Here is a 21,998-nt window from a genome sequence, read left to right as displayed (position 1 = left end):
TTTCTAGGACGAGTATTCAGTGACATGGCAACTTGATTTAAATAATGCTGATCTGCCTGATTTAAATCAATCCCTTTAGGTAAATATTGCCTAATTAAACCATTCATATTTTCGCATGTGCCTTTTTGCCAAGGTGAATGTGGGTCACAGAAATATACATCTATGCCTAAATCTTCTTCGAGTATTTTATGTTCTGACATCTCGCGTCCACGGTCATAGGTCAACGTTTTACGCAGTTCTGCAGGTAAATATTTCAGAGCTTCAGTTAAAGCCTTGCGCACTGATTCTGCCTTTGCATCAGGTAATGTTGCCAAGATACAGAGCCGTGTATTTCGTTCAATAAGTGTTGCTATCGAACTTTTATTGTCTTTACCTTTAATTAAATCAGCTTCCCAATGACCCGGTATTTTTCTTTCTTGAACTTCGGCTGGGCGCTCATGAATAGTTTTAATATCCTGTAATATAGAATCTTTTTTAGGTTCACCGTTAGCTTTTCGCTTTTTATTTTCATGACGCAGACAGGATAATAAGTCTTTTTTCAACTCACCCTTGGGTAATGCTCGTATCGTTGAATAAATCGTTGTATGGCTTACATTCATTGTTTGATCCAAATCAGGAAATGTCTTTAAACGCTTTGCTATTTGCTGAGGAGACCATAAACAACGGATCGCTTCAACAATAAATTTCCAGAGGATTGAATCGATTTTGAGTTTTCTGTGACCACGTCTACGTCTAGCGAAGGTGTTATCAGAAGCATATCGAGCTTGATAAACGTCATTGATGCTATTTCTTTTAAGCTCACGATAGATCGTACTAGGATGTCTTTTAATGAGTTCAGCAAATTTTCTGGCTGAAAAGCCTTCTTTTCTTGACTCAAGCATTAATGCAGTACGATCTTCAAAGTTAAGATGATGGTATGACAATTTTATATACTCCATAAACCCTTTAAATTAATTAGGTGGTTTATGTCGCACTTCAAGTTTTACTCTGCCCTGTAATCACCGATCACAAGGCCTAAAACCAAAATAGTTTTATAAAATTTCATATTATTCTCGTAATGATTGGGGATATATCAATGAGAAAAAATAAACCGCTAAATTTAAGTTTTAAAATCATTTTTTAAAGGCAATAGTTAACCTGCCTATAAAAGCAATAAAATAAAATGACTTAAATTTTAAAATAAAAATAATTTATAAATTTGAAAATTTAGATAATAGAAAACCCAAATTTTAAATAAATAAAAAGTTTATAAGGGAGAGGGGATTAATCTAAAAAAGGTCATGGTTAACTCCTAAAAATTTATGGAGCTCTACCACCAAAAATCACCGTCAATTGATTTGGGTGGTAGAACGAGAAGGGGTTGACAGACTGGGTATACACCAGCACGCGCAAGCGCGTCCCCCTCCCGTCCTACCGCAACGGTAAGGGGGAGGTGCAGGTTGCGCACAAGTCTGATACTCAGGAAGTATAAACCTGATACGCTGTATACTCGGTCTGTCAAAACCGACTGGCAATGTAGGCCAGCGGGACCATAATAATCATAAGTTTTTAACAGGTCAATTCAATTTAAATAAAATATTATAAAAATTTTAAATATAAATTTATATTTTAATTAAACTCAAAAGTTAATATATTTAAAGCCGTAAATTAATAAAAATAATAAAGCTAAACTAAACGTTTAGCCTGCTCTTAAAATGTATAACGGTAATTAATAAATACACGGTGCTGGTCCCAATCTTTCCGAGACATACCATTTATTTTTTCACCTAGGTTTGCATTTTCAAACTTTGACTCATAATGTAAAAATGAATAACGCACATCTAAGTTTTTCACCCACGGCAAGGCATAACTTAATGTTAAGTCAAAGTAACGCTCTTTACCCTCAATATCACTGCTGATGTTACTTTGGTGAGCGCCAAAGCCATAAATATACTTCGCTTCGGTTTTTAAACCTTTCACATAGTCTTTCCAGTTATATTTCAACCGAAGGGCAACGGCGGTTTCATCGTTATTGGTAAAGTCAGGGCCAATGGTAGCAGAGGTCGGAAACGGGTTGGTGCCGTGGTCTTGCGTTAAAACCGAGTTGCGGGCGGAGTGCACGGCAAAGTTATCTTCAATCCAAAAACCATCAAACTTTGAAACGGCAATGCCCCCTTCAATATTATTCTTGGCCACATTTACATCTACAAAATAACCATTACCACGGTTGTTAACGTCTTGGCCTTTTACACAGTCCAACTCGGTTTCGGCACCGCATTTAAACAGCTTGCCATCGTCACGCGAGAAAAGAGCACCCGTGTTAAATGTCCACACCAAGCCATGCAAGGGCAATTTATATTGAGCAATCGCCCCGTACTTTTTTAAATAATCTTTGCTATTTAAATACTCAGCATTTACGCTCCAGTTTTTGTATTGATACTTGGCACCAAGCAAACCGACATAATCAATGCGCTCATCATTTTCAGTCACCAGTTTTTCAAAAGAGTCCATGCTGCGCGGTTTCCAGCGGTCATAGTAAGCCATGTAAGTTTGTAGCTGATCATTCAGTTGAAACTGACCACTCGCACCCGAAAAAGTGTCGGGCACCGCGCGGTTATTGGTGCTTTTAAGCAAGAGTGAGTCTTGTAACTGGCGGCCTAATTTAATTTCGCCTTTATCGCCTAGTTTTGCTTTGATGTAGAACTGGCCTAAAGTTGCAAAGTTTTGGTCGAGTTTGCCGTTATTTTCGACCTCTAAAAGCTGAGCGCTCGGCTTGCCAGAGTCAAACAACTTGGTGACTGCATAGAGTGAGCCATCTACCCCAAGCCAGTCCCACAAGTAAGGTGACTGATAATTTAACTCAAGCCCTAAGGCACTTTGTTCATATTCACTCGATGAAGGCGAAGGGTTGGCAAGCGTGGGGTGGGCAGTGCCTTCATCGTTCCAGTAACGGGTATTAAGTTTTAATTCTAACTTGCCAAATTCTTGAGGAAGCTCTGCATATGCGTTGCTCACGCTGCTTAAACCAATACAGCCCCATAGCAAATATTTATTCATTTTAAATTCCTTTTTTAAGCATGAATAAGCCCTTTGCCTAACGCTGAGGTTAGGCAAGCTTTTTATGAAATGGATGAATTAAGGAGAGAGTTTTTCGAGCACTTGGCCTTTGGTTTCAATGGCAAACAAGAAGGTCACAAGGCCACCAATGAGTGCCACAACGGCAAGCACACTAAACACATATTGAATGCCATAGCCACCAACTACGAGACCCACCATAACAGGCCCAATTGCAGAGCCGGCACGTAGCCAAGCAGTACTAAACCCGATGCCCATCGCACGTAGGCGAGTTGGGTAAAGTTCGGCAGCGTAAAGGTATAAAGAGAATGAAATGGTCTGCAAAATGGCATAGCTAATCGTTGCGAAAATTACAACTTCCATGGCCGATTTAGCGCCTAAAACCGAGAGGCTCATGAGTGGAATAATCGCCAAGAAAAACGCTGCACTGTACCAAGGGCGGCGGCCGACTTTATCAATCATTAACGCACAGATAATAGAGGCAATCACACCCACGCCCGAGGTAATCCAGCCATAACCTAAGCTGGTTTGCAGCGACAGACCAAAGTGTTGTTTGTAGAGAGATGGCAGCCAAGTCACCATGGCATTGTTCACCATATACACGCAAAACCACATGCCCCACAGGGTAAAGGTACGTTTGCGGTAAATGCCACGGAACAGCTCGCGCCAGTCGGTTTTTGCCATGCCTTGCGGGTTAATTTCTTTAACCACAGGTTCAGGCAAAGTTTTACCGCTTTTGATGGCACCGTCTTCAAAGCTTTTGACGACTTGATCGGCTTCTTTAAAGCGGCCTTTGGAAGCAAGCCAACGTGGTGACTCAGGCAAGAAAAACCGTAAAGGAATGACCAGTAAAGATGGAATTAGTCCCACAATAAACATGACTTTCCAGCCGTAAATTGGCATCAGGAAAAATGCCGCCATGCCTGCAAACATAAGACCAAGTGGGAACAAAACTTCATAGAGCAAGAAAAACTTACCGCGCTTTTCTGCACCAATAAACTCGTTAATGTAGGCACTCGCAACAGGCACTTCGCCACCTGTTCCAACACCTTGTAAGAAACGGAAAATTAACAGCGACATTCCGCTCCACGCAAACAGACAGGAAATGTCCATTGCCACAAACAGTAAAATGGTAAAAGACAGTACTTTTAAACGACCGACTTTTTCGGCAAGAGAACCAAAAAAGATTGCACCGACCAGTTGCCCGACATAGCCCGCAGCAATGATCGCACCGACATAGGCAGGCGTCAGGTGCCATTCGGTAATGAGTTGGGGTAAAGCAAAGGCAATTGCTAGAACAGTATAAGCGTCAAAAAAAGTCGCTATACCAATGGTAATTCGCATAAATTGCAACCGACCAGTGACGGGTAACCGTTCAAGTCTTGCAATAATTTCCGCATTTTTTTGATGATGACTAATTTGTTCTACATCCGCTAGATTTGTCATCTTCTATCTCCTTATTACTACATTCCTCGTAGTTTTTTTGTTCTATTTCGCACTACCTGTTCACCACAGTTTGCATGCTTTTTATTATTGTTTTTAAGAGACATGCCCGATGTTTGGCCTCAGGCAGCGTACAGGAAAAAAAGGCTAGCGTACATGCTAGCCCGAATAGAATTTAAGCAACGGCTTGGGTTAAATCGACCTTGCCAATTCCAGCTTGACGCATTGCATCATGAATTTCTTGCTCAGCACCATCTGCCAGTGGAAGCAGAGGCGAACGCACAGTGGCATGGTCCAAAATTCCGCGAGCAACCAGTGCATGTTTAAGCGCGACTGTGCCTTCCATGTGTGAACCGCGGTGATAGACATTGCGAGTCACTGGTAATAATTGGTCGTGAATAGCACGTGCTTTGGCGTAATCTTTGGCTTTGCCTGCTTTAATCATTTCAATTAAAAGTTCAGGGGCAATGTTGCCGTAGCCAACCAAAGCGCCGTCTACATCAAACATGGTGTGAAGCAAATATTCATCGTGGCATGTCAACACCTGTAAGTCTGGACGTTCACGGCGAATAATCGGAATTTCGACATCCCAGCGGCGCATGTTACGTACACCATTTTTCATGGCAAACACACCTGGCTGTGCAGAAATATCGAGTAGAGTCTCTAGGTCGTAAGTGGCCTTCGTTGCATCTGGATATTGGAATAAAATAGATGGCAAACCACTTTCTTCATAAATCGCTTTATAGCGGTCTTGCGGTGCGCCTTTTTGATAGCCAAAACGCAACCAGCCGTGTGAAGGGTAAATCAAACCTGCCGAAGCACCCGCGCTGACTGCACGTTTTGCTTCTTCTGCTGCAACCGAAGTACCTTCGAGTGTAATCCCTGCGATTACCGGAATTTTGTCATCTACCGATTTAACAAAGCTTTCGATGACCTGCATTTGTTCTTTTTGCGACAAGAATGTTCCTTCACCTGCATGCCCAAGAACAACCAAGCCTTTCACACCATCAATACTGCCTAACCATGAACCTAAACGTTGAATTGCATTATGGTCTACTTGTCCATCACGGGTAAAAGGAGTCACAGGTGCTGGGGTTAATCCACGTAAATCTAAACTCATAATCGTACTTCCTATATAGTGTAATTAAATATTCTCTGGTTCTTAATCTGACTTAAATCGTGTTGTAGAGAACATGATTGGAGTATAGAAATAGGTGAGCTATGTAGGAATTACCAATTCTTGAATTTCAGTTATACTCAAAATGTATGGCTCAAAATACTGCCTATTTACGATTTAGGAAGAATCGATGAATTATGAATTATGGAAAATATTTTTAGACGCGGTGGAACTCGGTAGCTTAAGCAAAGTCGCGATGCTGCATAACACCAACCAACCGCAAATCAGTCGGCAAATGAACGAGCTTGAAGCGCAATGTGGTGGTCGTTTATTTAACCGAACTGGACGCGGCGTTGAACTCACCGATTTAGGTCAGCATTTACTTCCTAAAATTCGTTCATGGCTAAACGTAACCGACCAACTCAATAATGAAATTTTACATTCGACCGATACACCGATCGGGACGGTTCGCATTGCCAGTTTGCCGTCTACTGCACATCCATTGTTATCAACGTTGTATAAAGTGCTTCAAGAGAAATATCCCTTAATTAAACTGTCGGTGCGTGAAGGGCAAGGGGTGCATTTGGAAAAATGGCTTGAAGATGGCAGCGTCGATTTAGCCATACTTTATCCCTTTAATCCAACGCCTAAACAAGGCGATGTTTACCTTACCGAAGCCGATACTTATTTGGTTGGATGCGAAGGTGATGAGTTAACTCAGGCCAATGAAGTCGACTTTAAAGAGGTAAGTAAGTTACCACTGGTCACGTTTTGCAGGCCAAGTAACTGGCGCAATTTTTTAGACCACATGGCTTATGAAAATGGGGTAGAGCTAAATATTGTGTTTGAGGCCGACTCGATTAGTTTACAAACGCATTTGGTTTCCGAATCTCGCATGTACACCATGCTGGGGCCGCAAGCTTTAAAAAAAGCCAGCCAATACACCTCAATTCAAGCCGCAAAAATTATTAACCCCGCACTCAAGCGCTACATTTCTTTGTCTATTTCTAAGCACGGCTATTTAACACCTGCGTGTAAGGCGGTAATGGAAGAAATTAGAAATCTTGCCGATTTGCTTTAAGAAAAGTGCAGCAAAGCGAGCGGATAATTAATTCAATTTATTAAACAGTGATTTAAGTTTTACTTGAATTATTGCTTGACTTGTTTAAATGATAATTATTATCATTTGTGGGTTCCTTGTTTTGAGTCCAATTGCTGTGAACAAAACTTCTTTGCTTGTAGATCAGTTATATAGAAGTCACCAAAGCTGGCTTCACCAATGGTTGAGACAAAAATTAGGTAATACTGATCAGGCCGCAGATCTGGTTCAGGACATATTTATTAAACTGCTACAAACCCGAGACGAGCTATTCGGCATTAAGGAACCGCGTGCTTATTTAACCTCGATTGCTAAAAATCTGCTCATTGACCAAGTGCGCCGTAAACGCATTGAACAAGCTTATTTAGATGGCTTGAGTCAAATGGAATATATGCTTGATGCAGTGGCGTCACCCGAAGACCAAATGCAAATTATTCAAGCGATTAACCAGCTTTGTAAAGCACTCGAAGGAGTTTCTGATAAAGCACAGCAAGCTTTTATTTTGCATTATCTCGAAGGCTATACCCATAAAGAAATTGCCGAGCGTTTAAATGTGTCGACCAAAATGATTCAAAAATATTTGGCGAGCTGTTTAATTCAGTGCTACCAAAACCGACAAGACATGGACGCTTGCATTTAAATGGCCATGGATAAAAGCAAACATCACCAGTTGGTTGAAGAAGCCGCGCATTGGATTGTTCAACTGAGTTCGGATGATGAAAGCTCACGAAAAAACGCCAAGCAAAAATTTGAAGAGTGGAAAAAAACCAGTGAGCAACACCGTCAAGTGGCTGCCGATATTGAACAGTGCATTGGGTCAATTCAAAAACTTTCCCAAACCAGCGGACATAAAAAAGTCACTAAAGTTGCCCTTAAAGCTGGCCTAAACTCAGGCAAAGCCTATAAACATTTGCGGGCAGGAACAGCTTTTGCCGTTGTGTTTGTTGCCATGAGTGGGGCGTTATTTTATTTAACTGACACCACTGTGGCCTATGTGACTGCCGATATTCAAGGACAATCGGGGCAGTGGACCACGCAAACCTTACCAGATGGTTCACGTTTAATTTTACGTGGTAAAAGCGCAGTCAATCTTGATTTTAAAACCAACCAGCGAGTGGTTGAGTTGGTGCAAGGTCAAATTTATGTCGATGTTGCCAAAGATAAAACTAGACCGTTTTTGGTCAAAACCAGTCATGGACAAATTCAGGCACTCGGCACAGCTTTTAGCGTCAGTTATGACCCTTCGGCAACCGAACTCAACATGTTGCACTCGAAGGTAAAAGTAGAAGCCACGCAAGTTAAAACCACTCAATTGCACGCTACTCGTCAGGCTATTGTCGAGGCAGGTCAAGCCATTAAAATGGACCAAAATGGCGTACAAAAATTGCCTGAACTGAATGTTTATAACGAACAACAAAAATGGCAAAAGCATCAGCTTATGGTAGAAAACCTGCCGCTGAATCAAGTGTTACAAGAGCTAGACCGCAACTACAAAGGCAAAATTATTTTTAATGATGCGGCACTGCAACACGTGCGGGTCAATGCGGTATTACCTTTAGACCAAACCACAGAATCGCTTAAGCTTTTGGCTACGGTTTTTCCAGACCTGAAAATTAAGCAAATCACGCCGTTTGTGGTCATGGTTTCTTTAAAATAATAAAAAATTAAATTTATTTTCGATTTTAGGTTCCACTTTTTTGAAAGTCGTTCGTCATAGTAAGTAGAAGCAATAAATATGGATCATTTTAATTTGTTGTATTGAATGATTCTTATTACGATTTACTGGGGCGGGGCAAATGAAAAAAGCGGGAACAGGGCAAAAGCGGAATCGATCGATTTTTCGATTCTCAACACTGGCGTTTGCAATACATGCTGTGTCGATGGGTGGGCTTGTTGTACTTCCTATGCAGCAGGCTTATGCAGAAACAGCTGGGGTTAAAAGCTATAACATTCCTGCGGGCCGTCTTGCTAACGTACTGAATCAGTTTGCCGAACAATCGGGTACTTCAATTGCAATGGATGCCCAACAACTCCAAGGGCTACATAGCCTAGGCTTAAAAGGTAACTTTGCAGTCGAACAAGGTTTTGAGCAGCTTTTAAAAGCAACCGAATTTAATGCTGTAAAAGTTGGGCAGGGCTACACACTCACCAAAAAATCTATGCCGCGAGTCACTCCCGCTAAGGTCCAGACCGCTAGTCTGCCGCCAAGTAGTGCTGTAATTGAAGAAGATGCGTCGGTACGACTTACGCCAATTGTGGTGTACGGCAAAGAAGACCGTGACACAGAAGGCTATAACAAAGTTTATGACGCAAACCGTTCTTCGGTCTATGCGGGCAAAGACTATGTCGAACGCTTTAAAGGAACCAACCCAGCCGATGTTTTACAAGGTATGGTGGGAGTCTATAGCGGTGATGCCCGTAACAGTGGCGCACTCGACCCAAGTGTACGTGGTGTGCAGGGTGTTGGTCGTGTGCCTTTAACTATTGATGGCACTGAACAGTCGATTGCCGTGTGGCGTGGCTACAACGGGGTAAATAACAGAAACTATATCGACCCCAATCTCATTGCGGGCATTGAAGTCATTAAAGGCCCATCTTTAGAGCGCAATACGACAACTTCTGTAGGTGGTGGTGTGGTAGTTAAAACGCTAGAGGCCGATGACATTGTTCGTCCGGGTAAGTCTTTTGGTGCAGAGTTAAAAGTAGAAGGCTCAACTAACTCAATCGATCCATCTTTGCCAGATATGAGTAAAGTGGGCCAAAACTACGATGCCACAACGCCTTGGATCGACATGAACGGGTCAAAATATGACCCCGATATTTATAAAAAGAACCGGACCAGAAGTGATAACTCTCATTTTTCGGGCGATGACTTAGCGGGCCGACTGGCAATTGCCACCAAGCAAGACAAATTCGATTTACTGGCAGTTTATGCAGTACGTGAGCGCGGCAACTATTTTTCGGGTACACATGGCGCGGGCTACTATAAACGAGCGACGCCAGACAGTAGCCTCGATTTTATTCCTTACTTTGCCTATGCCTATCAACCGGGAGATGAAGTTCCCAACACTTCAAGCCATATGGAGTCGTGGTTGTTAAAAGGGACCTATCGCCCAACCGATAACCAGACTCTTAAACTGACCTACCGAGATACCAAAAATATTTTTGGTGAAATTATGCCATCTCGAATTGTTTGGGGCATTACGCCTGACTTGGGTGTTCCGCAGTGGCCTTTAAGCAATATTCACTTTAAAGCTTATAGCTTCGAATATAAGTTTAAGCCTGAGAATAATCGCTGGATTGATTTCTACGCCAACATTTGGCAAACCGACACCGAAAGCCAGACCTACACACGTGGTGGATGGCCAACCACAATCGATTTTCGAGATAACACCATTATTAACACGGCGATAAGCCATTCTGACAATACGCGTAAAGGCATTACGGTCAGCAATAAAACCCGTTTGTTAGACCAGCTTGATTTGACACTCGGTGGAAGTTTCTTAAAAGAAAAGCTGACATCTGACGATATATATGGCGAATTTGGCCCAAGTTATTCGCTCTATCAAGCATTGCCACGAGCAGGGCGCCGTGAGGAAAAAACATTCGACTTTAACTTTAATTATAGACCGCTATCTTGGTTAAGTTTTGATGCGGGCATGCGTTATCGTTCATATTGGGCTGTTGATGACTTTTTAAATAAGTCTTTGCAGAGCGAGATTGACCCGAGTTTAAATCCGCTGTTTACCAAAAAAAGTAGGCTTAAAGAATATACCTTTGAATATCAGACCATGCCTGAGAGTTACACCTCGACTCAGCAGCGTTTAATCAATGTTTTAAAACAGCGTTATGCCACAAAAAATCCTGATTGGGATGGGCAGCTCGACACTGTACCTGCATCTGAGAGCACTTTATATAACATGATCTGGTCACAGAAAAATACGCTGACCTGGAAAGCCGATGCGAATGGGCAATTGTCGCTTGCCGATAATCCTTTAAACCAGCTCAATGCCTCTGGCCAAAAGTACGTCGTAACTGGCGGGAATTTTATGTCGGTGGTAGACCAAGTTCCAGTTGAGTCTGCCGACAAAGTTAAAGATAGCGGCTGGGCACCGCAGTTAGGTGCCTCAATTCACCTTACGCCAAACAGCAGAATCTATGCACGCTATGCAGAGGAATATCGCTTACCAAGTTTGTTTGAAAGCACTGTCGGTTTTTCTGCCATGTTGCCATATCAAGCAATCAAACCTGAACACGCTTTTAACTACGAAGTAGGGTATGTCTATGACATGCGTGATTGGTTTAGCACAGCGCGCAATGCCGACATTAAGCTCGCCTATTACTACAACAAAACCAAAAATGTGATTGAGCGTGACCAAAACCTTATTTTTACCAATATGGATGAGCAAAAGCTATCAGGTCTAGAGTTACAAAGTCGTTTTGATAATGGCGGTTTTTTCACAGACTTGAGCGTGGCCTATAACTTAAAAAATGAAGTATGTGACACCAATAGTGCCATTAACAAAATGATTTTAGGCGGCACGGTTCAAACCGAGCAGGGCCTTGAGTTCCGCGAACCGTATCAGCGTTGTGTCGATGACGGTTTCCCAAATGGCTACTTGGTAACAATGGCCACTCCTGAACTGAGTTTCCACGGTTTGCTTGGCGCACGCTTTTTTGATGAAAAGTTAGAGCTCGGTGCACGCGCAACATTCTATAAAGCTTATGAAAGCCCGCTACGCAAAAACAATGATGCTAGCGTCAATAAAGGCTATTACCTCAATGTGCCTTTGGCTTGGGATGACACGTGGATTTTTGATGCCTATGCGCGTTATCAGTTCGATAACTACAACACGGTTGAGTTTGTCGGCAGTAATCTTTCTAACCAGTTTTATATCGATCCTTTAACTCGTAGTGCCATGGCCGCACCCGGCCGAACGATGAAAATTAGTTGGACCACCAAATTTTAAACAGAATTTGATTCCCTCTACACATACATAAATGGGAGTCAGGTAACGGTAAATAATAAGTTTGAATGATTATTATTTACAAGAAGAGAGTAGGTTTGCAGCTGGGCCTACTCAATAAACTAAAAAATAGCGAAATCGTTATTTTAAATTAAACAATAACTTAGTTTTAAAAAAGATGGAGTAACAACAAATGAAAATCTCTCAATTGTTCTTGGGTCTCGTTGCTTGTTCAACTGCATTTGCTTATGCAGGAATTGATGGTATTTCGAGTAATGAAAGTAACATCAAAATCGGTGCTGCTGCCAATGCAAGCCATCCGGGTGGTGTAGCAGCGGTGTCGGTTCAAGCTGCGGGTGCACCATATAACGCTTTTACAGGTTTTAGTTCGTTAAAAGGTTTGGCTCAGGCTTTTGCTGCTCAGGGAACGAGTAACACCAATGTAACGGTTGGCAGCAAAACCTTTAATATTTCACATATTCCAGTGTCTGCAATGCCACCTTCACACAGTGCATTAGGTAATTTTAACTTTGGTCAGGTGGGCACACAGGAAGTCTATTTTGGTGAATGGTGGAAAGCGGGCGACACGCCGGCAAGCGCGAGCCATACCGTTTACTACGCGGGTGATAACACCAATACCACTGTTCCAACCGCGGGTACTGCAACCTATACCGTTGCAGGGATTAACGGTTCTGGAAGCAATCTGTTAAGTGGTACGTTCACGGCAAATTATGGCGCTGGTACACTTGAAGGAACGCTTACAGGAACTGGTACGGCTGTTTCATCATTAAGCCTAGATGGTGTGGCATTTAACCCAGGTACTGCTGCGTTTGCAGGTTTGGCAACGGCTAATGGTACGGCTGGTGTCGACAACTCTGGTGTAGTTCAAGGTCAATTCTTCGGTGCAAATGCTTCGGCTTTAGCGGGTATTGCCCAGTTTGATAACGTGTCTTACAACACTGCATTTGGCGGTGCTAAAAATTAATCAATGCAAAAGGAATCTAAATATGTAGGTTCCTTTTGTTTTTGGGCTTTTGCTTGGTTGCTTCAGGTTTATTGTTTTATGAAACGAACGCTTTTGTGCTGTCTGACATTGTTGAGTTGTCCATTTTTATATGCCGACGAAGACACACAGCTTCGTCTCAATCAAAGCTTGGACCAAACACTTTTACAAGAACAGCGCCAGTTTCACGAGCAGGGAACCATTCGTAGTACCGAGCAATTACCAAAACTTCAAATTAATGGACAAGAATATAGTGTTGAGCAAAATCCGAATGATCTTGCCAAGGCGTTATATTTGGCAGTCATGCAAAAACAGTGGCTCAAAGCCACGGTTTATTTAGAACATTATAAAAAATATGTTGGCTACGATCGGGCTTTAACCGACTTTGCCGAAGGGGCAGTTGCACGTTCTCAGGGTCAACTGAAATTGGCTGAACAAAAATTTCAAAGCAGCTTAAAACAACAACCTCATAATTTAATTTGTGAACTTGAGTTAGCGTGCGTGCTGTTTGAACAACAGAAAAATAAGGAAGCAGCACGCCTTTTTATTTCCATTCAAGACCAACTGAAACAAAGTGATCCCGCTGTTATTCCTTCTGGGGTTTTAACAACAGTGAATACCTTTGTCCAAGCATTAAAAAAACGAGACTCTTGGCAAGGCTCGATTTCAGCGGGTTATACCTATGTTAGTAATTTAAATAGTTCGTCTGAACAAAGCAAAACATGGACGCTTTATGGCAAAGATAGTGACGGTAATATTATCCCAATTGAGCAAGTTACCCGTGGGACCCCTAAAGCTGAATCGGCAACGGGGTTAGATTACGAAGCCAGTCTGATTAAACGCTATGCGATTAAGGGGCATCATGGCATGGCTTTACGTGCACTGGCGTTTGGACAGTCCTATAACGACCACGCGGCATTTAATGAATCTACCATTAACATTAATGCAGGCTACAGCTACTTTGACTTAAAAAATCAAATTGGGGTGAGTCCGCTATTTGAACATAAACGTTATGGCAATGATGGTCTTTACAATGCCTGGGGTGCGCGTGCCGAGTGGATGCATTTTATCTCTGCAGATAAAGCTTTCAAGCTTGAGGCTGAGAGTAAAGATTTAAATTATCAGAAATATAAAACCCTAGATGGGGTAGAAAGCTCAGCTTTTGCTACTTTCTGGAAGATTTTTCCAGACCAGTGGACTTTTTTTGGTGGTCTAGATGTGCTCGACCATTCGACCCAAGAAAAATACATGGCTGCCTACCAACAGCAAGGTGTGCGATTGGGCTTAAGCAAATCTTGGAGTACAGGATTTAATACCACTTTGCTGAGTTCTTATCGTTGGCGCCTGTTTGATAAATACGCAGAAACTTTCTTAGCTCGTCGTCATGATTTTGAACAAAACTATACCCTTGTTGTGCAAATGCCGCGCTTTGAGTTTTATGGCATGACGCCTAATTTAACCTATCGCTATAACCATAATAAAAGCAATGTTGATTGGCTGTATTCCTACGATAAACACAACATTAGTCTCAAGCTTGAGCATCGTTTTTAGGGAATAAGCCATGAAATCAAAATCTTTATTCCCTACACATAAGCCGATGGTTATGTTGCCTTTACCACAAGGGCCGAAGCACTTTTATAAGTGCTTAACCGTAGTGGTGGTGATTGGACTGCATGTATTTGCTGTCTGGATGCTGAGTCATTTAATTGAACCTTATACTTTTAAAGCAACACCCAAAGTAGATGCCTTAAAAGTAAGTTTTGTGTCATTGGCGCCTGCTAAAAAGCCATCGGCTGAAAAGATCGAAAGCCAACCTAAAAAAAGTGTAACGCCTCAATCTACGTTAAACAGTTCAGTCTCTTCAGTACCTGAAGAATCAAAAAAATCGCCTACCAATGTCCAAACATTAGTGTCAAAAGCTGCCCCTAAAGAGGTTGTGCAAAATAATTTAAATGACAAACAGCAAGTACAACCCAAAATGACTTTAAACAATCTAGCTTCGTCTCAAGCAGCGCAGCCTACAGAAAGGCGAGTGGCTCATAACGATAAAAAACTGAGTTCGACAGACCTTGAACAAACGCAAACTGAGCATTTGCTACAAAACACCAATAGCGAAACCAAAAGTGGCGGTATCAAAACACCCGCAATGCAGCAAGAATATTCCAAAGCACCGAGCACTCAAGTTGAACACGATGATGTTGTTCAGGTGAGTAGTGTGGATGTGCTGAGTTTTGGCGGGCTTGACTACGATGACCGCGAGTTAAAACAACAAAATCGTTTGGTTGAGCTTCGAATTCGCATTAATGAAAAAGGGCAGTCAATTGACATCCAATTACGTCAAAGTTCAGGCATTCAAAGCCTTGATGAACGGGTCATGCAAGCTACACGTAAATCCAGATTTAAACCCCACAAAATTAACGGTCGAGCCGTGACCATTGTTGTGGATTTTCCAGTCCAACTCAAACTCAATCGGGGCCGTTAACCGATGAGCGATATCCATTTTGCAGGAGAAAGATGATGAACTCATCTACAGACCAAATCATTAGCAACAGCTTGTCTTTACGTTTGAAACAAGAAACTGCTGCTGAACACGAACGTATGCATCAATTAATGTCAGAGGCAAAGGTGTTTTCAAGTAAAGAAAAATACGCGCAATTTACGTTGTCTCAATATTACTTTCAGCGTGAAATTGAACATCTTTTTGAGAAAGAAGGGGTAGCAGGCCTGATTCCAGACTTAGACATTCGTGGCCGCTCAAAACAAGCACTTGCCGATTTAAATGATTTGGGTATTCAACCCAACGGGCAGCAATTACAGAGTGAAAACGTACAGCTACCCGAAGCTTTAGGCTGGATTTATGTGTCTGAAGGTTCAACTTTAGGGGCTGCATTTTTATTTAAAGAAGCTCAAAAGCATTTAGGTTTTTCTGAAACGTTTGCTGCGCGTAATTTAGCGGCCTATCCCGAAGGGCGCGCTAAAGTTTGGAAACGTTTTGTACAAGCACTTGATGAAGCAGGCTTTGACCAAACCCAGCAAGACCGAGTTGTTCAAGGAGCGTTAGATGCCTTTGGATATTTTGGTCAAGCGCTTGATCAGCTTGATGAATTGAAATAATAAAAAGTGGATAAAGGGAATACCCGATATGGATAAACTCAATCAAGTAAATGTAATCGTAAAACATGAGCAGTCGTTAGCACCCGCTCAACCAGTCAGTAAGCTTTCCCGTTCTGTTTGGGCACGTTGGGTGTTTATTGGTTTGGCTTGGTTGTGTATTGCGCTTGGCATATTGGGTATTTTTATTCCGGGTTTACCCACTGTCGACTTTATGATTTTGGCGGTTTTCTTTGCTGCTCGAGGTTCTGAAAAACTCCATCAATGGTTTCGAAATCATCGCTATATCGGCCCACTCATTCGTGAGTGGCAAGAACATCGTCGTATTCCCAAAAAGGCGAAATACATCTCGACCTTAAGTATGAGTCTGGCTGCGGGACTGATGATTTGGACCATTCCGCATCCGTGGTTTGTCTATCCAGCAATTTTATGTATGGCTGGGGTATTGGCGTGGATGTGGCTTAAAAAATAAAATTATGACTGGCATTTTTGCATGGTACGCATCATGGATTTTACAAAATCACGCGGTATTTCAGGACTTTGTAAACTCAAACTTCCAAGTTTATGCATGAGCTTAGGGGAGTATTGGCGTTCTAAACGATGATAAATGCATGTACAGCTTGCACGGCTGTGACCAGCAGCAATACATTTCAAATAGAAATCACGATGAGGACTGTTTTTTTGACCCGCGAAGGCAACAGATACAAATAATAATCCCCCTAAAAAAACTGAAAAATTATAAAGTGACATATATCTACTCGTGATTGTTGTTATTGATTATCCATATTTTGGCATAACTTTTTCAGGTCCAAAACCAGTTGATGTCAACTAGCGGCTTCATCATAGTTAGAACAGTTTTGGAGGTCAAATTGATTTGAGGAGGAGAACAGTTTAGTGTTTTAAAAATAGTCAATTTTGATTGTTGCCATTTTAAAGACAGTGTTACGACATTACGCACCCTATTTTTTTACATGATTTTTTGCTTTCATAAACGCTTTAGTATTATTCATTTTTAAATCATTTATATACAACTTGCTTACTTTAAAGTTTTAATTTAACAGGATATTTTTTATGACAGATACCCCAATTAAAAAAGACACAGAAAGTACCTGGGCAATATGTCGAGATCCTGTTTTACTTACCATGGTGGGTGGAGCAATTGATACTATTGGCTTTATTGCATTGTTTGGCTTTTTCACCGCGCATGTGACGGGAAACTTAGTGTTGGCAGGGGCAGCATGGGTTAAAGGTGGCTCTGGTTTATGGATAAAGCTCGCAGCAATTCCACTATTTATTTTGACTGTTGTCATTACCAAACTGTTGATTGACCGCAGTCAGGTCAAGCACAAAACGCTGTCTTATTTATTTTTATTTGAAGCTATTTTTCTATGTGCCTTTATGGTGGCAGGGCTTTACTTCGAGCCATTTAAAGATCCGGATGCGCTAACAGTTGCAGTAACAGGAGGACTGGGTTTAATTGCTTTGGCTATTCGTAATACTTCAAGCAAAACCCTTATTAAAAATATTAGCCCAAGCACTATGATGACAGGCAACACTACCCAGCTTGGGATTGATATTGCCAACTTACTTAAAAACAATAATGCAGCCAATCGGGCCAGCTTTCTAAAAAGTGCCAGTATTGTAATTGGTTTTGTGATTGGTGCTTTCTTGGGAGCGATCCTCTATGTCTATTTTGATTTCTGGAGTGTAGCGCCGTTTATCTTACCAATTTTGTATTTCTCTTATTTAGCTTCAAAGCAAAAGTTCAACCAAGCTTGATTTGAAAAAATAACAAAAAGCCTGAATTAAAATGAGTTCAGGCTTTTTTTTGAAATAAAGGAAGACGGAAGCGGAGTCGAAATTGTTCGTTCATTGCTTTACAGGCATAATGACCAGATGGGGAATACATTCGATTAAGGAAGGCAGAATGACAAAGTCTTACCATTATTCAATCATAACAATAATGGCTTTGCTCAGTGGTTGTCAGGTCATTCATTTAAAAGAAAGTAATTTAAGCAATGCTTTAAAAAGTAAGAATGAAAGTATTTTGACCGACGGCACCTTAAGTCATCAAACCCAAAACTTACTGTATTTGGTCAAAGAAGATGAAAAAACTTGCCTGCAAAATTTTGATGATTGTTTAAAGAAAATTCAGAGCTTGTCCGAAAATAGTAGCCGAGAAGAACGCTATGCTGCGCTGAGTGAAATTTACTTGGCAAAAGCTTTAGATGTCGGGCGTAGTAGCCAGTGTCATGTTATTAATAAAAGTAAGAGTTGCGTTGAGCAAGAGTTAGCGCTGTTCGATAAAAGCTTGCGCTATAGTTATGTCTATTTATTTGATTCTGAAGAGTCGCCGTTTGATCGGGTGTTTGACCATCGCCAAAATCAGGTACGTATTTTTTATAACGTCGCCTTGTCAAAGCTTATGACCACGTATTTTAATCATTTAAATACACATCGTTTTCCGCCATTGCTGAAAGCAAATGGGCATGAGTACCACGTCAATTTTGACCACGCGTTAGATGTACAAAAAATAGAAGTCGATACTTTTCGCTCAAGCTATAACATGAACTTTTCTGGTTTTAATACCGTTAACCGTAAGGATGGTTTGGGGGCAGAGTTTATTGTTGGGCGTAAAGAAAATGATGTGAATCACGGCTTCATTTTAGACCCCGATAATTTTTATGCTCACCAAGCCAATCCTAATATTCACTTACCACGCTTCTTTCCAGCTACTGCCATTGCATATCCAAAACAAAAAGCCACAGCCGATCAGGTCATTGCTGGGGCAGAGTTAGAAATTTCAATGTTCGATCCATATCGACAAGACCGTGTAAAAATTGAAGGTGTGGACTATCCACTGACTGCAAACTATTCGGCTCCTTATGGGCTTTGGTTGTCGAAATATAATTTAGGTGCGGCAGGTTATTGGTCTTTAATTAATAAAGAAGCCAATTTAATCATGCCGCATTTATATATGCTGGAACCTTTTAACCCAAATAAGAAAATTATTGTGTTTGTTCATGGTTTAGCAAGTAGCCCAGAGGCATGGGTGAGCCTAACCAATGACATTATGGGCGATGCTGAATTAAGGAAAAACTATCAGGTTTGGCAGGTGTTTTATTCAACCAATATGCCGATTTTTGAAAGTCGTTTTCAGATTTATTCATTGTTGAATCAGGCTTTTCAAAACATTGCGAAAGACAGTTATGCGGCACACGATGCAGTGTTGGTCGGGCATAGTATGGGCGGTGTGATTAGCCGTTTACTGGTGAGTAATGCCGATATTTCAGAGCAAGCCATACAAAAAATGAATGAAGCGCAGTTAAATCGTTTAAAAGAAAATCCGGTAATTCGTGAGCGTTTTCAGTTCAAGGCTTTGCCATATTTTAATCGAGTTGTTTTTGTTTCGGCACCGCATCATGGTACAGACTACGCTGATCGATGGTTTACCCAAATTGCCCGCCGTATCATTCGTTTGCCAGCTGATTTTTTTATTGCAGTTGAAATGAGAGATGAGAAAAATACAAAACTCAGAAAAGGCTTAATTGAAAATGGGGCGAGTAATTTAAGTCGCTCTTCTAACTTCATGCAGTTGACTCAAGCCATTCAACCATCGCCACAAGTGGTCTATCACTCAATTATGGGTAATATTAATCGGACAACTGATAAGTTAAAAAGCAGTGATGGGATTGTACCGTATCAAAGTTCGCATTTGGGTGGGGAGCAGTCTGAGTTGATCATTAAAGGTGGCCATTCGATTCAAACTAGCCCTGAGGCAATTTTAGAATTACGCCGTATTTTACGATTGCATTTAAAGCAGTCGCAGTCTTCAAAGTAGAGAGTTTTATTCTTAGAAAACCACTGCTGAACTGGGTCAACAGTGGTTGAAATAATTAATTTAGCTGATTTTGTTTGAGCGATTTTTTATGCTCAAAGTAGCTGATTGAAAAAATAACCAAACCGACCAAATACAACACACCAGACAAGAGTAGTAAGTCTAGTCCTGCGGCATAGAGCAACCAAAGCGCATAGATTGAAGCAACGCTTGCAATCGCAATATGAGGTGTACGTTTATGGCGAATGGATTCTTTAAGGTAAAAAGCCGACACCAGAAAATAAGGCAGCAAAATCATGACCGATGAAATCAATAAAAGCTGAGTGTAGTTTTTATTGAAAAAATACACGGCAATGAGTGAGCCTTGCACCACAAGCGTCGTCAGCCAAAGTGATGAGATTGGTACATTATTTTGATTATTCTTTAAAAAAAATTTCGGGAAAGCACCATTTTTTGCAGCCAGAAATGGAATTTCAGTGGCAAATAAAGTCCAACTTAAATAAGAGGATGCAACAGAAATAATGAGTCCAATGGTAATAATGATGGTACCCGGCAAGCCGATCAGTTGCTGCAAAATGGTCGCCATTGATGGGTTATGCATGCCTGCAAGCGCTTCACGACTTGCCACACCATAAGCCAATACGGTCACCATCACGTAAAAACTTAATGCCAGCAAAACACCTAAAATAGTTGCTTTACCAATATCATGACGTTTTTTTGCACGTGATGATAAAACTACAGCACCTTCAATACCGGTAAATACCCAAAGGGTAATCAACATCAGGTCTTTCACTTGCTGCCAAAGTGGAACTTGCAAAGAAAAGTCATGTAAGTTGAGTTTGAACAAATCAAACTTAAAGGCAATGAAGGTAAAGAAGATGAAAACTACCATTGGAATAATTTTGGCAATGGTCGCCAGTAAATTCACAATCGCAGCTTCTTTAATGCCTCGACTTACTAACCAGTGCACCAGCCACACAAAAATGCTTGAGCCAATCAGTGAATAGAGCGTATTACCTTCACCAAAAATAATATGGTCTTTGTTATCGGTAAACATGCCGACGCCTGAAAAGGCAATCACCACATAACCGACAATACCAATGGTAGTACACAACCAATAGCCCCACGCTGAGCAAAACCCGATCAGGTCTCCAAAGCCTTCTCGTGCATAGTTATAAATACCGCCGTCAAGATCTGGTCGTTGACGCGTTAAATGCAACAATGAGAGGGCCAAGAAAATAATACCGACCCCAGTAATGAGCCATGCGACTAGAAGGGCAGAACCATTGGCAACCTGAGCCATATTTTGGGGGAGGTTAAAGACGCCTGACCCCACCATAGAACTAAAGACCAGCGCTGTAAGAGACAATAATCCGATTTTGGCAGCAGACATGGTATTTATTCTTTAAAAAATTGAGAAAGTTCAGCAATGTGTTCTGGCCCGATACCACAGCAACCACCCACTAAACTTGCACCTGCTTGCTGCCATTGTTTAGCAAAACCTAGATAAGCTGGAGCATCTAAGTCTTTACGAATTTCATCCAGACCATCGTTGGCAGTAGCGCTTTCATCTTGCGGTGGGAAAGCATTGGCATAAGCACCAATTTGCACAGACTCTGGAATAAGACCTTTAATTTCATTAATTGCTTGCAAGATCACTTCAGGTTGGCAGCAGTTAAACAACACTGCTTTGGCATTTGATTGTTTGATGAACTCAGCCACTTGCTGCATATTTTCACCAGAACGAAGGAGTGCTTGTTCTTGTTTAATCTCATCTTGCAGCGTAAATGATACCCAATAGTCTTTACCATCTTGTGGTAATAACGCATGTACTGTTTCAACTTCTTTTAAGCACGATTGAGTTTCAGCGAGCCAGAAATCTACTTCTGGTGCCAATGTGTTAATGATCGGCTCAGCAAGGCTTTTAGCTTGTTCAGGTTGGAACAGGTCGGCACGATAAGAACCAAATAACGGTGGTAAGCAGCCTGCGATTTTGACATTTTTACCGCTTTCTTTAACTGCATTTTTTGCCTGTTCAATTGCAACTTTAATTAAACGCACACCGTCAGTTTCAAAGCGTTCTTGTCCAATATGAAATGGCACAACAGCATAGTTATTGGTGGTAATCACTTCTGAACCAGCATTGATAAAATCAAGATGTACTTCTTTTACTGTTTCTGGAGCTTCAATGAGTGCAAGTGCAGACCACTCTGGTTGACGAAACGGAGCGCCACGACGGGCCAATTCACGGCCTAAACCGCCATCTAAAATCTTCATAAATTACAACATAAAGGGAGAAAAAATATTTGATTAATCTAGCGTGTAGATGGATTGTGTTCAATCGCGAATATGCTCGATATATTTCT

Annotated in this window: 18 protein-coding genes; 11 read left to right on the top strand and 7 right to left on the bottom strand. The window is 41.4% G+C overall.

The annotated features are described in order from the left end of the window. The 4 genes from MKL51_RS16025 to MKL51_RS16010 all read right to left on the bottom strand — a co-directional run. A partial coding sequence (locus MKL51_RS16025; RefSeq protein WP_079396101.1) for an IS30-like element ISAba125 family transposase occupies window positions 1-938 on the bottom strand: 938 nt, incomplete at its 3' end. Between the two features lie 751 nt (window positions 939-1,689). Further along, on the bottom strand, window positions 1,690-3,036 hold the full coding sequence (locus tag MKL51_RS16020; protein WP_005803083.1) for an OprD family outer membrane porin: 1,347 nt from the start codon (window positions 3,034-3,036) through the stop codon (window positions 1,690-1,692). Between the two features lie 78 nt (window positions 3,037-3,114). Continuing rightward, window positions 3,115-4,500 carry an MFS transporter gene (locus MKL51_RS16015; RefSeq protein ID WP_005803081.1) on the bottom strand — a complete coding sequence of 462 codons (1,386 nt, stop codon included), beginning with the start codon at window positions 4,498-4,500 and terminating at the stop codon, window positions 3,115-3,117. 172 nt (window positions 4,501-4,672) lie between these two features. Continuing rightward, on the bottom strand, window positions 4,673-5,617 hold the full coding sequence (locus tag MKL51_RS16010; RefSeq protein WP_000050879.1) for a dihydrodipicolinate synthase family protein: 945 nt from the start codon (window positions 5,615-5,617) through the stop codon (window positions 4,673-4,675). A 187-nt stretch (window positions 5,618-5,804) separates the two neighbouring features. On the opposite strand from MKL51_RS16010, the gene MKL51_RS16005 reads away from it, so the two are divergent. From MKL51_RS16005 to MKL51_RS15965, 9 genes are all read left to right on the top strand, one after another. After that, the gene (locus MKL51_RS16005) at window positions 5,805-6,695 is read left to right on the top strand and encodes a LysR family transcriptional regulator (RefSeq protein WP_005803078.1); all 891 of its coding nucleotides are present in this window, start codon (window positions 5,805-5,807) and stop codon (window positions 6,693-6,695) included. A 136-nt stretch (window positions 6,696-6,831) separates the two neighbouring features. Further along, window positions 6,832-7,353 (top strand): sigma-70 family RNA polymerase sigma factor, encoded by a 522-nt coding sequence (locus tag MKL51_RS16000; RefSeq protein ID WP_005803076.1) that lies wholly within the window; start codon window positions 6,832-6,834, stop codon window positions 7,351-7,353. Further along, window positions 7,354-8,370 (top strand): FecR family protein, encoded by a 1,017-nt coding sequence (locus tag MKL51_RS15995; RefSeq protein ID WP_005803074.1) that lies wholly within the window; start codon window positions 7,354-7,356, stop codon window positions 8,368-8,370. 139 nt (window positions 8,371-8,509) lie between these two features. Next, window positions 8,510-11,683, top strand: a complete 3,174-nt coding sequence (locus MKL51_RS15990) for a TonB-dependent receptor domain-containing protein (protein WP_005803072.1) — start codon at window positions 8,510-8,512, stop codon at window positions 11,681-11,683. 190 nt (window positions 11,684-11,873) lie between these two features. Further along, window positions 11,874-12,665: a Slam-dependent surface lipoprotein gene (locus MKL51_RS15985; protein WP_002041986.1), complete on the top strand. Its 792-nt coding sequence runs from the start codon at window positions 11,874-11,876 to the stop codon at window positions 12,663-12,665. Window positions 12,666-12,743: 78 nt separating this feature from the next. Next, window positions 12,744-14,234, top strand: a complete 1,491-nt coding sequence (locus tag MKL51_RS15980) for a surface lipoprotein assembly modifier (RefSeq protein WP_430623043.1) — start codon at window positions 12,744-12,746, stop codon at window positions 14,232-14,234. A gap of 10 nt (window positions 14,235-14,244) precedes the next feature. Next, the gene (locus MKL51_RS15975; RefSeq protein ID WP_005803067.1) at window positions 14,245-15,165 is read left to right on the top strand and encodes an energy transducer TonB; all 921 of its coding nucleotides are present in this window, start codon (window positions 14,245-14,247) and stop codon (window positions 15,163-15,165) included. 32 nt (window positions 15,166-15,197) lie between these two features. Further along, on the top strand, window positions 15,198-15,797 hold the full coding sequence (locus tag MKL51_RS15970) for a biliverdin-producing heme oxygenase (protein ID WP_005803065.1): 600 nt from the start codon (window positions 15,198-15,200) through the stop codon (window positions 15,795-15,797). Window positions 15,798-15,825: 28 nt separating this feature from the next. Further along, on the top strand, window positions 15,826-16,266 hold the full coding sequence (locus MKL51_RS15965) for a YbaN family protein (RefSeq protein WP_005803063.1): 441 nt from the start codon (window positions 15,826-15,828) through the stop codon (window positions 16,264-16,266). Between the two features lie 2 nt (window positions 16,267-16,268). Here MKL51_RS15965 and MKL51_RS15960 read toward each other — a convergent pair whose 3' ends face one another. Further along, complete coding sequence (locus tag MKL51_RS15960; protein WP_000061143.1) at window positions 16,269-16,544, bottom strand: hypothetical protein; 276 nt, start codon at window positions 16,542-16,544, stop codon at window positions 16,269-16,271. Between the two features lie 321 nt (window positions 16,545-16,865). On the opposite strand from MKL51_RS15960, the gene MKL51_RS15955 reads away from it, so the two are divergent. Both MKL51_RS15955 and MKL51_RS15950 read left to right on the top strand, forming a co-directional pair. Then, a complete protein-coding gene (locus tag MKL51_RS15955; RefSeq protein ID WP_005803061.1) occupies window positions 16,866-17,573 on the top strand; it encodes a YoaK family protein in 708 nt (235 codons plus the stop codon). 148 nt (window positions 17,574-17,721) lie between these two features. Further along, entirely contained in the window at window positions 17,722-19,635 is a 1,914-nt protein-coding gene (locus tag MKL51_RS15950) for an esterase/lipase family protein (protein WP_005803059.1), read from the top strand. A 55-nt stretch (window positions 19,636-19,690) separates the two neighbouring features. On the opposite strand, the gene MKL51_RS15945 is transcribed toward MKL51_RS15950, so the two are convergent. Then, window positions 19,691-21,025, bottom strand: a complete 1,335-nt coding sequence (locus MKL51_RS15945) for a basic amino acid/polyamine antiporter (protein ID WP_017481347.1) — start codon at window positions 21,023-21,025, stop codon at window positions 19,691-19,693. 5 nt (window positions 21,026-21,030) lie between these two features. Continuing rightward, window positions 21,031-21,909, bottom strand: a complete 879-nt coding sequence (locus MKL51_RS15940; protein ID WP_005803054.1) for a homocysteine S-methyltransferase family protein — start codon at window positions 21,907-21,909, stop codon at window positions 21,031-21,033. Window positions 21,910-21,998: the final 89 nt, after the last annotated feature.

Origin of the sequence: Acinetobacter sp. AOR18_HL (assembly GCF_027855145.1) — a bacterium.
Taxonomy (GTDB): Bacteria; Pseudomonadota; Gammaproteobacteria; order Pseudomonadales; family Moraxellaceae; genus Acinetobacter; species Acinetobacter pittii.
This window is presented reverse-complemented; position numbering and strand designations above follow the sequence as displayed.

Coding starts and splice junctions, on each gene's coding strand:
- MKL51_RS16020 (WP_005803083.1), bottom strand. CDS start 3,036: ATGAATAAATATTTGCTATGGGGCTGTATTGGTTTAAGCAGCGTGAGC.
- MKL51_RS16015 (WP_005803081.1), bottom strand. CDS start 4,500: ATGACAAATCTAGCGGATGTAGAACAAATTAGTCATCATCAAAAAAAT.
- MKL51_RS16010 (WP_000050879.1), bottom strand. CDS start 5,617: ATGAGTTTAGATTTACGTGGATTAACCCCAGCACCTGTGACTCCTTTT.
- MKL51_RS16005 (WP_005803078.1), top strand. CDS start 5,805: ATGAATTATGAATTATGGAAAATATTTTTAGACGCGGTGGAACTCGGT.
- MKL51_RS15995 (WP_005803074.1), top strand. CDS start 7,354: ATGGCCATGGATAAAAGCAAACATCACCAGTTGGTTGAAGAAGCCGCG.
- MKL51_RS15990 (WP_005803072.1), top strand. CDS start 8,510: ATGAAAAAAGCGGGAACAGGGCAAAAGCGGAATCGATCGATTTTTCGA.
- MKL51_RS15985 (WP_002041986.1), top strand. CDS start 11,874: ATGAAAATCTCTCAATTGTTCTTGGGTCTCGTTGCTTGTTCAACTGCA.
- MKL51_RS15980 (WP_430623043.1), top strand. CDS start 12,744: ATGAAACGAACGCTTTTGTGCTGTCTGACATTGTTGAGTTGTCCATTT.
- MKL51_RS15975 (WP_005803067.1), top strand. CDS start 14,245: ATGAAATCAAAATCTTTATTCCCTACACATAAGCCGATGGTTATGTTG.
- MKL51_RS15970 (WP_005803065.1), top strand. CDS start 15,198: ATGATGAACTCATCTACAGACCAAATCATTAGCAACAGCTTGTCTTTA.
- MKL51_RS15965 (WP_005803063.1), top strand. CDS start 15,826: ATGGATAAACTCAATCAAGTAAATGTAATCGTAAAACATGAGCAGTCG.
- MKL51_RS15960 (WP_000061143.1), bottom strand. CDS start 16,544: ATGTCACTTTATAATTTTTCAGTTTTTTTAGGGGGATTATTATTTGTA.
- MKL51_RS15955 (WP_005803061.1), top strand. CDS start 16,866: ATGACAGATACCCCAATTAAAAAAGACACAGAAAGTACCTGGGCAATA.
- MKL51_RS15950 (WP_005803059.1), top strand. CDS start 17,722: ATGACAAAGTCTTACCATTATTCAATCATAACAATAATGGCTTTGCTC.
- MKL51_RS15945 (WP_017481347.1), bottom strand. CDS start 21,025: ATGTCTGCTGCCAAAATCGGATTATTGTCTCTTACAGCGCTGGTCTTT.
- MKL51_RS15940 (WP_005803054.1), bottom strand. CDS start 21,909: ATGAAGATTTTAGATGGCGGTTTAGGCCGTGAATTGGCCCGTCGTGGC.